Raw genomic sequence first — 13,006 nt, 5'->3', positions numbered from 1 at the left:
CAATGTGCCCCATGCCGACCGAGGACCTGCTCACCGCCTGGACCGCCCTGCTGCACCGCTGCGGCGCCACCGACGACCCCGAGCCGTACGGCCGCGAACTGCTGCGCCGCTGGTCGGACCCGCGCCGCCGGTACCACACCGCCGAGCACCTGCGCGCCGTCCTGCGCCACGTCGACGCGCTCGCCGGGCACGCGGCCGACCCCGACACCGTCCGGCTCGCCGCCTGGTTCCACGACGCCGTGTACCGCCCCGACCGCACCGAGAACGAGGAGCGCAGCGCCGCCCTCGCCGTCCGCGCGCTGACCGCCGTCGGCCTGCCCGCCGAGCGCGTCGCCGAGGTCGAACGGCTGGTCCTGCTCACCGTCGGCCACGCCCCGGCCCCCGGCGACCGCGACGGCGAGGTGCTCTGCGACGCGGACCTCGCCGTCCTCGGCGGCACCCCCGAGGCCTACGCGGCGTACGCGGCCGCCGTTCGGGAGGAGTACGCCTTCGTCCCCGAGCCGGACTTCCGCACCGGCCGCGCCGCCGTCCTGCGCCACCTGCTGGCGCTCCCGGCCCTCTACCGCACCCCCGACGCCCACCGGCGCCTCGCCGAACCGGCCCGCACCAACCTCACCACCGAACTCCAGCGCCTGGAGGACTAGGGCCTGTCCGGCGGATCTTGCCAGGCGCGCGACGCCGGGCATCCCGCCTGGACGCACGCCCGAATCGCCCAAGTACGTCCAGTACGAGGCCGACTCGGGCGCACGCCCAGCCGGGCGCCCAACGCCGCGCGCTGATCTGCCAAGATCCGCCGGACAGGCCCTAACCCAGCTCCCCCACCGGCGCCACCACGGCCCCCTGCTTGCCGCACACCCAGTGCGGCTCCGGCCCCAGCTCGGGCTCCACGCTCAGCGCGTGCGGGTCCCCGTCGGCCGCGCAGCCGGTGCACAGCGGCCACCGGCCGTACGCCTCCAGCAGCGCGTCCTGGACGTCCTGGGCGACCAGCCCGAGCACGTACTCGGTGCCGTCCGGCCACTGCTCCAGCCACCAGCGGCGGTGGGTGACGGCCTGTTCCACCAGCGAGACGACGGCGGCGTCCGCCACGTCCCGCGCGGTGAGGTCGGCCAGGATCTGGGCCCGGGCGTTGTGCAGGGCGGTCTCGATGTCGTCGGAAGCCATCCGTCCATTCTCCGCGGCCCGCCCGTGGCTTCAAAACGGATCCGGGACCGCAACGCCCCGGAGCCGGAACGCCCCGGGGCGGAAACGCCGCGTGGGCGGCCCCCCGAAGGGAACCGCCCACGCGGACGAGGATCAGCCGATCCGATCGGAGTCCGATCAGGATCAGAAGTCCATGTCACCGCCCGGCATGCCGCCGCCGGCGGCCGCGGCGGCCTTCTCCGGCTTGTCGGCGATGACGGCCTCGGTGGTGAGGAACAGCGCCGCGATGGAGGCGGCGTTCTGCAGCGCGGAGCGGGTGACCTTGGCCGGGTCGATGATGCCCGCGGCGACCAGGTCGACGTACTCGTTGGTGGCGGCGTTCAGGCCGTGACCGGCGGGGAGGTTGCGCACCTTCTCCACCACGACGCCACCCTCCAGGCCGGCGTTGGTCGCGATCTGCTTGATCGGGGCCTCCAGCGCGACCTTGACGATGTTGGCACCGGTGGCCTCGTCGCCCTCCAGCTCCAGCTTGTCGAAGGCGACACCGGCCTGCAGCAGCGCGACGCCACCACCGGCGACGATGCCCTCCTCGACGGCGGCCTTGGCGTTGCGGACGGCGTCCTCGATGCGGTGCTTGCGCTCCTTGAGCTCCACCTCGGTGGCCGCGCCGGCCTTGATGACGGCCACGCCGCCGGCCAGCTTGGCGAGGCGCTCCTGGAGCTTCTCGCGGTCGTAGTCCGAGTCGCTGTTCTCGATCTCGGCGCGGATCTGGTTCACGCGGCCGGCGACCTGGTCGCTGTCGCCGCCACCGTCGACGATGGTGGTCTCGTCCTTGGTGATGACCACCTTGCGGGCGGTGCCCAGCAGGTCGATGCCGGCGTTCTCCAGCTTGAGGCCGACCTCCTCGGAGATCACGGTGCCACCGGTGAGGATGGCGATGTCGCCGAGCATGGCCTTGCGGCGGTCGCCGAAGCCCGGGGCCTTGACGGCGACGGACTTGAAGGTGCCGCGGATCTTGTTCACGACCAGGGTCGACAGGGCCTCGCCCTCGACGTCCTCGGCGATGATGACGAGCGGCTTGCCGCTCTGCATGACCTTCTCCAGCAGCGGGAGCAGGTCCTTGACCGAGCCGATCTTGGAGTTGGCGATGAGGATGTACGGGTCCTCGAACGTCGCCTCCATGCGCTCCAGGTCGGTGGCGAAGTAGGCGGAGATGTAGCCCTTGTCGAAGCGCATGCCCTCGGTGAGCTCGAGCTCCAGGCCGAAGGTGTTGCTCTCCTCGACGGTGATGACGCCTTCCTTGCCGACCTTGTCCATGGCCTCGGCGATGAGCTCGCCGATCTGGGTGTCAGCGGCGGAGATGGAGGCGGTGGAGGCGATCTGCTCCTTGGTCTCCACGTCCTTGGCCTGGGCCAGCAGCTGGTCCGAGACGGCGGCGACGGCCTTCTCGATACCGCGCTTGAGGGCCATCGGGTTGGCGCCGGCGGCGACGTTGCGCAGACCCTCGCGAACCAGGGCCTGGGCGAGCACGGTGGCGGTGGTGGTGCCGTCACCCGCGACGTCGTCCGTCTTCTTGGCGACCTCCTTGACGAGCTCCGCGCCGATCTTCTCGTAGGGGTCCTCGAGCTCGATCTCCTTGGCGATGGAGACACCGTCGTTGGTGATCGTGGGGGCGCCCCACTTCTTCTCCAGCACGACGTTGCGGCCCTTGGGGCCGAGCGTGACCTTCACCGCGTCGGCGAGCTGGTTCATGCCACGCTCAAGGCCGCGGCGAGCTTCCTCATCAAAGGCGATGATCTTGGCCATCAGAAGTGGTCCTCCGGGACACGGTCGACTGCTCGGACCAAGGGGTGCCCGCGACGGACGGCCCTGGTGTGCGGAGGTCCATTCCCCTGCCGCTCCCGGGGGCCTCACCGACCCGGTCCGCTGTCACTCTCACACTGTGAGTGCTAACGCCAATGATTAGCACTCCGGGTGGTCGAGTGCAAGCCCCACGGCCGACCCGCGAGCCGCCGCCCACCTCCGCCCGCCCCCGCCCGGCACCCCGGACGGCCCGGCGCGGGAAAGCGAACGGGCCCGTACGACGCGTGTCGTACGGGCCCGTCGAGAAGCGAGTGGTCACCAGCCGTGGGCCGCGCCGAGCTCCTGGGTTCCGGAAGAGGTCAGACCGCCGCGCGGACCATGTCCGCCTGCGGGCCCTTCTGTCCCTGGGAGATCTCGAACTCGACCCGCTGGCCCTCCTCGAGGGTGCGGTAGCCGTCCATCTGGATCGCGCTGTAGTGGACGAAGACGTCCGCACCACCGTCGACCGCGATGAAGCCGTAGCCCTTCTCCGCGTTGAACCACTTGACGGTGCCCTGAGCCATTCCGAACTCCCCTAGTGCTGTGCTGGCCCTTCACGGGCCAGCAGGTCGCGGGCCCGGGTCTGGTTTGAAGGCCGGCCCGGGGAACCCCCCTGGACGCAGCCGTGCACGCCGCAATCCTCCGCACGGGGGCGCCGGACGGCTTCCGTGAGCGGTTGATTACGTCGACCGCCGCTGAATGTATCCGGATCGACGCCCTCTGCAACAGGGTCCGCCGCCGGGAATTCCGCAGCCCCGTCGAGAGACAAGAGCGAACAAACCGGGAGGAAATCGGCAATTAGCGCCGGACATAGCGGACGAATTACTCAAATGCCTGCAGGAATTCTGACATCTGCCTGACATGTTTCACCGCCCGGGCCCCGGGCCGGTCTCAGCGCCCGGACGGGCTCCGGCGAAGCACCCACCGCCGGAAGGGGAAGCCCTGTTCCCAGCAGAGCCACACTCTACTCCGACTCGGACCGAAAATATTCCCACCGAAATGCCGACGGCCGTCCGCGCGTACGGAGAGCGGAATTCCGTACGCGCGGACGGCCGGGAAGCGGGAACGGCTCAGCAGCCGCCGGCCACCGCCGGAATGATCGAAACGCTCGCACCGTCCGCGATCCCGGTCGCCAGGCCCTCGGCGAACCGCACGTCGTCGTCGTTCACGTACACGTTGACGAAGCGGCGCAGCTTGCCGGTGTCGTCCAGGATCCGGGCCGCGATGCCCGCGTGGTTGCGCTCCAGGTCGGCGATGACCTCGCCCAGGGTGGCCCCCTCGGCGGGCACCTCGGCCGCACCGCCGGTGTAGGTGCGCAGGATGGTGGGGATGCGGACGTTGGCGCTCATGACTCTCCTAGCGGGGTGGGGGGGTGGATCAGACGGACGCGAGGCCGGCGGCGTGGAAGGAGTCCAGCGTCGGGCGGATGACGGCGGTCATGCCCGCCTCGGAGACGGCGTCCAGCGTCTTCAGGCCGTCCCCGGTGTTGATCGCGACGGTCTCCTTGGACGGGTCCAGCTGACCGGTCTCCACGAGCTTCTTCAGCACACCGACGGTCACCCCGCCCGCGGTCTCGGCGAAGATCCCCTCGGTCCGGGCCAGCAGCCGGATCGCCGCCACCACCTCCGCGTCCGTGACGTCCTCCACCGCGCCGCCGGTCCGGCGGGCGATGTCCAGCACGTACGGGCCGTCCGCCGGGTTGCCGATCGCCAGCGACTTGGCGATGGTGTCCGGCTTCACCGGCCTGATCACGTCCCGGCCGGCCTTGAACGCCGCCGACACCGGCGAGCAGCCCTCCGCCTGGGCGCCGAAGATCCGGTACGGCCGGTCCTCCACCAGGCCCAGCTTGATCAGCTCCTGCAGACCCTTGTCGATCTTCGTCAGCTGCGAGCCCGAGGCGATCGGGATGACGATCTGCTCCGGCAGCCGCCAGCCGAGCTGCTCGCAGATCTCGTACGCCAGCGTCTTGGAGCCCTCGCCGTAGTACGGCCGCAGATTGACGTTGACGAAGCCCCAGCCCTCGCCGGCCGGGTCCCCGATCAGCTCCGAGCAGAACCGGTTCACGTCGTCGTAGTTGCCCTCGATGCCGACCAGCTCACCGCCGTACACCCCGGCCATCACGACCTTGCCCTGCTCCAGGTCGTGCGGGATGAACACGCAGGAGCGGAACCCGGCCCGGGCCGCCGCCGCACCCACCGCACCGGCCAGGTTGCCGGTCGACGAGCAGGACAGCGTGGTGTAGCCGAACGCCCGGGCCGCCTCGATCGCGCAGGCCACCACCCGGTCCTTGAACGAGTGCGTCGGGTTGCCCGAGTCGTCCTTGACGTGCAGCTGCGCGGTGAACCCGAGCTCCCGGCCCAGGTTGTCCGCCTTCACCAGCGGGGTCCAGCCGGGGTTCAGGTTGGGCTTCGAGGCGACGTCGGCCGGCACCGGCAGCAGCGGCGCGTACCGCCAGATGGACGCGGGGCCGGACTCGATCCGCCTGCGCAGCTCCTCGGCGCGCTCGCCGCCGAACTCGTAGGCGATCTCCAGCGGCCCGAAGCACTCCACACAGGCGAAGCTGGGGCCGAGCGGGAAGCGGGTTCCGCACTCCCGACAGGACAGGGCGGCGGCGGGGCCGAGGTCGACGGAAACAGGTGCGGCGATGTCGATAGCCATGATGGCGGAGGCCTCTCTCCTCATCTTCCCCGCGGCGCGGTCGCGCCACAGGCCGGAATTGGCACCTGTCCCGCCGGGGCCTGTCAACGACAGCCGAGCGAGAAGGTTGCCGGGACGTCAACGGGCCGTTCCCTCAGTCCCTCTGGATGAGCTTGTGAAATTGTGGTGGTGCGCAGCGGCGACCCCGGCGTGCAAAGGTCCGACCGCTGTACGAAGACTGTATCCGAAGGCGCCAACCCTGAACGGGACCGTCCGCCAAGCGAGATGACCCGTCCCACCCGATCCCGCCGAGGAGAGTCACCGTGCCCGCCGAACCGACCCACGCCCTCCTCCCACAGGCGGCGTCCTGGCTCCGCCGCCGCTCGTGGAGCGCGGCCGAGCGGCCGGTCGACGCCCTCCTCGCCGCCAAACGGCGCACCGGCCGGACGGTCAGCGTCGTCCTCCCCGCCCTCGACGAGGAGGCCACCGTCGGCGACATCGTCCGCACCGTCCGGCGCGAGCTCATGGACCGGATCCCGCTCGTCGACGAACTCGTCGTGGTCGACTCCGGCTCCACCGACGCCACCGCCGCCGTCGCCGCCGAGGCCGGCGCCCGGGTGGAACACCGAGACCGGATCCTCCCCCGGCTGCCCGCCGTCCCCGGCAAGGGCGAGGTGCTCTGGCGCTCCCTGCTGGTCACCCACGGCGACATCGTCTGCTTCATCGACGCCGACCTGCGCGAGTTCGACCCGGCCTTCGTCTCCGGCATCGTCGGCCCGCTCCTCACCGACCCCGACATCCACCTGGTCAAGGCCATGTACGACCGCCCGCTCGAGACCGAAAGCGGCGCGATCGTCCCGGCCGGCGGCGGCCGGGTCACCGAACTCGTCGCCCGCCCCCTGCTCAACCTCCACTGGCCGGAACTCGCCGGCTTCGTCCAGCCCCTCGGCGGCGAGTACGCGGCCCGCCGCTCACTGCTCGAACGGCTGCCCTTCCCCACCGGCTACGGCGTCGAACTCGGCCTCCTGGTCGACGCCCTGGACCAGGTCGGCCTCGACGCGCTGGCCCAGGTCGACGTCGGCGTGCGGCACCACCGCCACCAGGACGGCCAGGCCCTCGGCCGGATGGCCGCCACCATCTACCGCACCGCCCTGGAACGCCTCGACCGCTCCCACCGCCTCAAGGCCTCCGCCGACCTCGTCCACCCCCACCTCACCCAGTTCACCCGCGACCCCCACACCCGCGCCTTCACCGCCCACACCCACCCCGTGACGGCCCTGGAACGCCCCCCGATGCACACCGTCCCGGAATACGCCACCCGCCGCTGACGGGTTTGCCGCCCCGACCCCCCGGCAACATCCCAACCATGGGCGATCTCACGACCGAACGTTCGAGTGCGACCGGAACCGCCCCCGTCCTGGTGGCCTCCAACCGGGGACCGGTGTCCTTCGGCACCGCCGACGACGGCACGCTGACCCTGCGCCGCGGCGGCGGGGGCCTGGTCTCCGGCCTGTCCGCGATCGACGACCCCACCGCCGTCTGGGTCTGCGCCGCGCTGAGCGACGCCGACCGCAGAGCCGCCCGGGAGGCCCCCGCCGGCCGCCTCGACCTCGCCGGGCACGAGGTCGGCGGACAGGCCGTACGGATGCTCGACATCGACCCGGAGACCTTCGCCCGCGCCTACAACGGCGTCGCCAACTCCACCCTCTGGTTCGTCCACCACCTGCTCTACGCGACCCCCACCGCGCCCTCCTTCGACGCCGGCTTCCGCACCGAGTGGGCCGCCTACCGGGCGTACAACGCCGCCTTCGCCGACGCCCTCGCCGCCGAGGCCGCCCCGGGAGCCGCCGTCCTGGTCCAGGACTACCACCTCTCCCTCACCCCGGCGCTGCTCCGCGAAGCCCGCCCCGACCTGCGGATCGGCCACTTCTCCCACACCCCGTGGGCGCCGCCCGAGTACTACCGGCTGCTCCCCGACGACGTCGCCCGGGCCGTCCTGACCGGCATCCTCGGCGCCGACCGGGCCGGCTTCCTCACCGAACGCTGGGCCCGCGCCTTCGCCGCCTGCTGCGAGGACCTGCTCGGCGCCGCCTTCGACCCGGCCGCCCTCACCGTCACCCACGAGGGCCGCACCACCCACCTGGGCGTGCACGCCCTCGGCGCCGACGCCGACTTCCTGCGCGAACGCGCCCACCGCCCCGACGTCGACGAACGCCTCGCCGCCCTCCGGGCCGCCGTCGGCGACCGCCGCACCATCGTCCGGGTCGACCGCACCGAGCTGAGCAAGAACATCGTCCGCGGCCTCCAGGCCTACCGGCACCTGCTCCGCACCCGCCCCGAGTGGCACGACCGGGTGGTCCACATCGCCTTCGCCTACCCGTCCCGGACCGACCTCGCCGAGTACCGCGACTACACCGCCGCCGTCGAACGCCTCGCGGCCGCCATCAACGCCGAGTTCGCCACCCCCGCCTGGCAGCCCCTGATCCTGCACGTCAACGACGACTTCCCGCGCAGCCTCGCCGCCTACCGCCTCGCCGACGTGGCCCTCGTCAACCCGATCCGGGACGGCATGAACCTGGTCGCCAAGGAGGTCCCGGTGGTCTCCGACCACGGCTGCGCCCTCGTCCTGTCCCGCGAGGCCGGCGCCCACGCCGAACTCGGCGACGACGCCCTCACCGTCAACCCGTACGACGTCATCGCCACCGCCGAGGCCCTGCACACCGGCCTCACCATGAGCCCCGGGGAACGCGCCGACCGCACCAAGCGCCTGGCCGCCGCGGCCACCGCGCTCCCCCCGCAGCAGTGGTTCCTCGACCAGCTCAACGCCCTCTGAGGGCCTCCCCCAGCGCCCCCAACAGCTCCACCACCCCGTCGGGCCCGTCGACCACCACGTCCGCCAGGTCGGCGAGCTCCCGCACCGGCGCGTCCCCCACCGCGCCGGCACACACCAACAGCCCGGCCAGCCCCTGCCCCCGCAACTCCTCCACCGCCCGGAACGCCGCCACGTCCCCCAGGTCGTCCCCCGCGTACAGCACCGCCCGCGCCCCGCGCTCGCGCAGGAACCCGGTCAGCGCCGCCCCCTTGTCCACCCCCGGCGGCCGCAACTCCAGCACCAGCCGCCCGGGCTCCACCACCAGCCCGTACTCGGCCGCCAACTCCCCCACCGGCCCGCGCAACGACTCCAGCGCCCGCTCCGGCTCCGCCGTACGCCGCGTGTGCACCGCCACCGAGCGCCCCTTGTCCTCCACCCACGTCCCCTCGGGCGCACCCACCCGCTCCAACACCCCCGGCAACGCGCCCCGCACCCCCGCGACCCCCGGATGCACCTCCGGCGCCGAGAGCTCACCCGCCTCCCACCGCTCGGCCCCGTAGTGCCCCAGCACCACCAGCCCCGGCACCCCGGCGAACCCCCCGTACTCCGCCGCCAACCCCGCCGGCCGCCCGGTCACGACCACGACGGCCCCCACCACCTCCGCCAACCCCCGCAACGCCCCCACCACGCCCGGATGCGCCCGCGCCCGCGAGGGATCCGCCACGATCGGCGCCAACGTCCCGTCGAAGTCCAGGGCGACCACCGCCTCACCGGGCGCCGCCAGCACCGCCCGCAACCCGTCCCGCCCGGCCTCGGTCGCCGGCACCACCATCTCGTCAAGACCCATACCGACACCCATACCCCGCCCCCAAGGACGCACCCACCCACCAACACCCGCGCCCCCACCAACACCCACCCCCCACCCACCTCCCCACCCGACCGAGGCGAGAGGGACGCGCTGCGGGAGGGGGCGGTGGAGGGGGTGGGTGCGGAGAGGGGCGTAACGGGTGATTTTCCGACCGCCAACGGTCTCACCCCCCCCTCGATGAGGGTCGGCGGTCGGAAAATCACCCAGCCCCCGGAGCGCCCACCCCCGGAACCGCCCCCGGACCAACCCACCCTCCCGAGAGCCCCCCACCCACCAACAGCCCCGCGCAGCGGCCGTCACCGCGCCCCCCGCCGCCCCTCCCGCACCCGCCGCAACCGATTCACCAGCACCGGCGCGAACGCCAACGCCTCCTCCCGGTCCAACAACCCGTTCAGCACCTGGTAGTACCGCGTGGAGGAGAGCCCCAGCTCCTCCCGGATCGCCCGCTCCTTGGCCCCCGCCGTCCGCCACTGCCGCCCCTCCAGCGCCAGCACCGCCCGGTCCCGCTCACTCAGCCCACTCGGCTCGCCCACCACGCACCACCTCCGCACATCCCCCCGCATCCCCCACGGACCTACGAAGTGTCATTCTCGGACGCGCCCCCGACACACTCTGCCCCCCACCCCGGTGCCCCCGCCCGGCTAGCGTCACCCCCATGACCAGCTTCGCCGTCCACATCCCCACCGCCGACCTCGACCCCGAGCCCCTCGACCCGTCCCAGATCGTCTCCGGCACCCCCGAGGTCACCGGAAAGGTCCTCGCCGAGTCCCCCGACGGCCGCCAGCTGCGCGGCATCTGGCAGATCACCCCGGGCGTGGTCACCGACGTCGAGGCCGACGAGATGTTCGTGGTGCTGAGCGGCCGGGCCACCATCGAGATCGAGGGCGGCCCGACCCTGTCCGTCGGCCCCGGCGACTGCGCCGTCCTGCGCGAGGGCGACCGCACCACCTGGACGGTCCACGAGACCCTCCGCAAGGCCTACGCGATCACGCTCCCCTGACCCCGCCCCGGCACCGGCCCTCGCGGTGAGCCCCCCGCCCCCCGCCCCCCGCCCCCCCGGCAGGGGGCCTCACTGCTTGCGGACCCGGCCCGCTTCCTTCATCGCCGCGTCCTGCAGCCCCTGCAGCACCTGCTTCGGGTCCCCGGTCACGGCCTGCCCGATCCCCGTCTTGATCCGGTTGCTGACCTCACCCCAGGCCGGGTCCCCGAACGGGTAGAAGCTGGCGTTGGTCAGCCCCACCGCGAACTGCTTGAGGTCCTCGTGCTTGGGGTCCGAGGACATCTGGTTGAAGGCGTCCTGGGTCACCGGCAGCAGGTTGTACTGCTCGTCGAACTTGAGCTGGTAGTCCTTGGTGTAGACGAAGGACAGGAACTTCTTGATCTCGTTCTTGTGCCCGTTGGCCTTGAACGCCATCATCCAGTCCGCGACGCCGAGGCTCCCGGTCCTCCCCACGCCGTCCTTCTTCGGGATGACCGCCGTCCCGAAGTCGATCTTCCCGGCGGACGCCATCCGCAGCAGGGTCGGGTGCCCGTTGAGCATCGCGACCTTCCCGGAGGCGAAGTCCTGGAACACCGGCGTGCGGTTCATCTTGCCGGGGTCCGGGTACGTCAGCCCGGTGCTGACCAGGTTGTTCTTGAGCCAGGTGAAGGTCGCCTGGTTCTGGTCGCTGTCGATGGTGTAGTTGCCGACGTCGTCCGAGAGCGAGCCGCCCCCGCTCAGCGTCCACAGCATCGACTCGGCCGGCGCCTCCTCGGGCCCCAGCGGCAGCCCGTACGGGGTCACCCCGGGCACCTTGGCCTTGATCTTCTCGGCCGCGGCCCGCAGCTCGTTCCAGGTGGTCGGCGGCTGGGTGATCCCGGCCTGCTTGAAGATCGCCTTGTTGTAGAAGAGCACCCGCGAGGAGGAGACGAAGGGGATCCCGTACTGGGTCCCCAGCACCTGCCCGGCGTGCGAGAAGTTGTCCATGAACTTGGCCTGGGTGTCCATCGAGAGGACGTCCGCGGCCGCGTACAGCCGGTCCGCCGCGACCTGCTCGGCGAAGCCGCCGGTCTGCAGCAGGTCGGGCGACTTCCCGGCCGCGATCATGTCGTCGACCTTCTTGCCGATGTCGGTCCAGCTGTCGACCTCGACCTGGACCTTGATGCCGGGGTTGGCCGCCTCGAAGGCCTTGGAGACCTCGTCCCAGTAGTGCTTGGAGCCGGTCTCGGCGTTCTCCCCGTAGTCCGCGGCGACCAGTTTGAGCGTGACCGGCCCGTCGCCCTGCCCGCTGCACGCGCTGACCGTGGTGAGCACCAGTGCTCCGGCCAACGCCGTACCGAGCACACGGAGGGAAACGTGGGCGCGCCTGTCCAACGCGGGTACCGCCTTCAGAGGGAACTACAGCCGGACGAGGGAATCCGGCAGGGGGGAGCGCCACACTCCCAAACCGCTCGCACACTGGTCCACACCACTCGCCCCCGCCCGTCGAGTAGTTACCGAAGTGCCCTGGTTCATTGCACGATGCGCAACAACAGGCGAACGGAGGCCCTCAGCCGGACTCCGGGGCACAAAGCCGCGCACACCGCCGCAGCCGAGACAAAGCTCACCCAGTATGGACCAGACCAATCCGACAACTGGACTAGACCTCTTCGACCCGACCAAGGGAAACTGTCCTCCGTGAAGCACGTCATCGCACTCGATGTAGGCGGCACCGGCATGAAGGCCGCGCTGCTCGCCCAGGACGGCTCCGTGCTGTTCGAAGCACGCCGACCGACCGGGCGGGAACACGGCACCGACGCCGTCGTCGCCGCCATCCTCGGCTTCGCCGCCGACCTCGCCGACGAGGGCCGCGCCCGCTTCGGGCACGCCCCGCTGGCGGCCGGCGTGGCCGTGCCCGGCACGATCGACGAGAAGAACGGGATCGCGGTCTTCTCCGCCAACCTCGGCTGGCGCGACCTCCCGCTGCGCGAGCTGCTCGGCGAGCGCCTCGGGGGCCTGCCGGTCGCCCTCGGCCACGACGTGCGCTCCGGCGGGCTGGCCGAAGGGCGGATCGGCGCGGGTCAGGGCGTCGACCGCTTCCTGTTCGTCGCCCTCGGCACCGGCATCGCCGGCGCCATCGGCATCGGCGGCCGGATCGAGGCCGGCGCGCACGGCTACGGCGGCGAGATCGGCCACGTCGTGGTCCGCCCCGGCGGCCCGCAGTGCGGCTGCGGCGCCCGCGGCTGCCTGGAGACGCTGGCCTCCGCCTCGGCCGTCTCCCGCGCCTGGGCCGAGGCCAGCGGTGACCCCGACGCCGACGCGGCATCCTGCGCCGCCGCGGTGGACGCCGGGGACGACCGCGCCCGCGCCGTCTGGCAGGACGCGGTCGACGCGCTGGCCGACGGCATCGTGCTGGCCCAGAGCCTGCTCGACCCGTCCACGGTCATCGTCGGCGGCGGACTGGCCGAGGCCGGCGACACGCTCTTCACCCCGCTGCGCGCTGCGGTCACCGAGCGCCTGACCTTCCAGATGCCCCCGAAGGTCGTACCCGCCATGCTCAAAGACACCGCCGCGTCCCTGGGCGCCGGCCTGCTCGCCTGGGACCTGCTCTCGATGGAGGTGACCGCGTGACCAGCGCGGACCGTGACCGCACTGCCCTGTCCGGCGCCCGGCTCGTCCTGCCCGGCGGGGTCGTCGACGGCGGCCGCCTGGCCGTCCAGGGCGAGCGCATCGCCGCCCTCTCCCCCGC

Annotated in this window: 13 protein-coding genes and 1 riboswitch; of the genes, 5 read left to right on the top strand and 8 right to left on the bottom strand. The window is 72.2% G+C overall.

Annotation, left to right across the window (positions count from 1 at the left end):
• The first annotated feature begins 2 nt into the window (after positions 1 to 2).
• A complete protein-coding gene (locus ACFY2K_RS25840; protein ID WP_387714323.1) occupies positions 3 to 644 on the top strand; it encodes a hypothetical protein in 642 nt (213 codons plus the stop codon).
• Positions 645 to 804: 160 nt separating this feature from the next.
• Here ACFY2K_RS25840 and ACFY2K_RS25835 read toward each other — a convergent pair whose 3' ends face one another.
• The 5 genes from ACFY2K_RS25835 to thrC form a co-directional block, all read right to left on the bottom strand.
• A complete protein-coding gene (locus tag ACFY2K_RS25835) occupies positions 805 to 1,161 on the bottom strand; it encodes a hypothetical protein (RefSeq protein ID WP_375888685.1) in 357 nt (118 codons plus the stop codon).
• Between the two features lie 162 nt (positions 1,162 to 1,323).
• Positions 1,324 to 2,946 carry a chaperonin GroEL gene (gene groL / locus ACFY2K_RS25830; protein WP_375888688.1) on the bottom strand — a complete coding sequence of 541 codons (1,623 nt, stop codon included), beginning with the start codon at positions 2,944 to 2,946 and terminating at the stop codon, positions 1,324 to 1,326.
• Positions 2,947 to 3,302: 356 nt separating this feature from the next.
• The gene (locus tag ACFY2K_RS25825; protein ID WP_030289665.1) at positions 3,303 to 3,506 is read right to left on the bottom strand and encodes a cold-shock protein; all 204 of its coding nucleotides are present in this window, start codon (positions 3,504 to 3,506) and stop codon (positions 3,303 to 3,305) included.
• 546 nt (positions 3,507 to 4,052) lie between these two features.
• Complete coding sequence (locus ACFY2K_RS25820) at positions 4,053 to 4,331, bottom strand: MoaD/ThiS family protein (RefSeq protein WP_375888691.1); 279 nt, start codon at positions 4,329 to 4,331, stop codon at positions 4,053 to 4,055.
• A 28-nt stretch (positions 4,332 to 4,359) separates the two neighbouring features.
• Positions 4,360 to 5,640, bottom strand: coding sequence for a threonine synthase (gene thrC, locus ACFY2K_RS25815; protein WP_380530517.1), 1,281 nt, complete (start codon positions 5,638 to 5,640; stop codon positions 4,360 to 4,362).
• Between the two features lie 17 nt (positions 5,641 to 5,657).
• Positions 5,658 to 5,793, bottom strand: a riboswitch (SAM riboswitch).
• A 149-nt stretch (positions 5,794 to 5,942) separates the two neighbouring features.
• Between thrC and ACFY2K_RS25810 the strand changes: the two genes are divergently transcribed.
• Entirely contained in the window at positions 5,943 to 6,947 is a 1,005-nt protein-coding gene (locus ACFY2K_RS25810; RefSeq protein ID WP_380530520.1) for a glucosyl-3-phosphoglycerate synthase, read from the top strand.
• Positions 6,948 to 6,985: 38 nt separating this feature from the next.
• Positions 6,986 to 8,452 carry a trehalose-6-phosphate synthase gene (locus ACFY2K_RS25805; protein ID WP_387714316.1) on the top strand — a complete coding sequence of 489 codons (1,467 nt, stop codon included), beginning with the start codon at positions 6,986 to 6,988 and terminating at the stop codon, positions 8,450 to 8,452.
• On the opposite strand, the gene otsB is transcribed toward ACFY2K_RS25805, so the two are convergent.
• Together otsB and ACFY2K_RS25795 are read right to left on the bottom strand one after the other, a co-directional pair.
• Positions 8,439 to 9,278, bottom strand: coding sequence for a trehalose-phosphatase (gene otsB / locus ACFY2K_RS25800; RefSeq protein ID WP_387714313.1), 840 nt, complete (start codon positions 9,276 to 9,278; stop codon positions 8,439 to 8,441). The genes ACFY2K_RS25805 and otsB overlap by 14 nt on opposite strands.
• A gap of 317 nt (positions 9,279 to 9,595) precedes the next feature.
• Positions 9,596 to 9,862: a DUF3263 domain-containing protein gene (locus tag ACFY2K_RS25795; RefSeq protein ID WP_387714310.1), complete on the bottom strand. Its 267-nt coding sequence runs from the start codon at positions 9,860 to 9,862 to the stop codon at positions 9,596 to 9,598.
• A 92-nt stretch (positions 9,863 to 9,954) separates the two neighbouring features.
• Between ACFY2K_RS25795 and ACFY2K_RS25790 the strand changes: the two genes are divergently transcribed.
• Positions 9,955 to 10,299, top strand: coding sequence for a cupin domain-containing protein (locus tag ACFY2K_RS25790; protein ID WP_375888707.1), 345 nt, complete (start codon positions 9,955 to 9,957; stop codon positions 10,297 to 10,299).
• Positions 10,300 to 10,368: 69 nt separating this feature from the next.
• On the opposite strand, the gene ACFY2K_RS25785 is transcribed toward ACFY2K_RS25790, so the two are convergent.
• A complete protein-coding gene (locus tag ACFY2K_RS25785) occupies positions 10,369 to 11,607 on the bottom strand; it encodes an extracellular solute-binding protein (protein WP_375888710.1) in 1,239 nt (412 codons plus the stop codon).
• A gap of 348 nt (positions 11,608 to 11,955) precedes the next feature.
• On the opposite strand from ACFY2K_RS25785, the gene ACFY2K_RS25780 reads away from it, so the two are divergent.
• Positions 11,956 to 12,888, top strand: a complete 933-nt coding sequence (locus ACFY2K_RS25780) for an ROK family protein (protein WP_380531803.1) — start codon at positions 11,956 to 11,958, stop codon at positions 12,886 to 12,888.
• The last annotated feature ends 118 nt before the right edge of the window (positions 12,889 to 13,006 follow it).

This window comes from Kitasatospora sp. NPDC001309 (assembly GCF_042896295.1).
Lineage (GTDB): Bacteria > Actinomycetota > Actinomycetes > Streptomycetales > Streptomycetaceae > Kitasatospora.
Note: the sequence above shows the minus strand (reverse complement) of the source record. Positions and strands in the feature narration are given on the sequence as shown.

Coding starts and splice junctions, on each gene's coding strand:
- ACFY2K_RS25840 (WP_387714323.1), top strand. CDS start 3: ATGTGCCCCATGCCGACCGAGGACCTGCTCACCGCCTGGACCGCCCTG.
- ACFY2K_RS25835 (WP_375888685.1), bottom strand. CDS start 1,161: ATGGCTTCCGACGACATCGAGACCGCCCTGCACAACGCCCGGGCCCAG.
- groL (WP_375888688.1), bottom strand. CDS start 2,946: ATGGCCAAGATCATCGCCTTTGATGAGGAAGCTCGCCGCGGCCTTGAG.
- ACFY2K_RS25825 (WP_030289665.1), bottom strand. CDS start 3,506: ATGGCTCAGGGCACCGTCAAGTGGTTCAACGCGGAGAAGGGCTACGGC.
- ACFY2K_RS25820 (WP_375888691.1), bottom strand. CDS start 4,331: ATGAGCGCCAACGTCCGCATCCCCACCATCCTGCGCACCTACACCGGC.
- thrC (WP_380530517.1), bottom strand. CDS start 5,640: ATGGCTATCGACATCGCCGCACCTGTTTCCGTCGACCTCGGCCCCGCC.
- ACFY2K_RS25805 (WP_387714316.1), top strand. CDS start 6,986: ATGGGCGATCTCACGACCGAACGTTCGAGTGCGACCGGAACCGCCCCC.
- otsB (WP_387714313.1), bottom strand. CDS start 9,278: ATGGGTCTTGACGAGATGGTGGTGCCGGCGACCGAGGCCGGGCGGGAC.
- ACFY2K_RS25795 (WP_387714310.1), bottom strand. CDS start 9,862: ATGCGGGGGGATGTGCGGAGGTGGTGCGTGGTGGGCGAGCCGAGTGGG.
- ACFY2K_RS25790 (WP_375888707.1), top strand. CDS start 9,955: ATGACCAGCTTCGCCGTCCACATCCCCACCGCCGACCTCGACCCCGAG.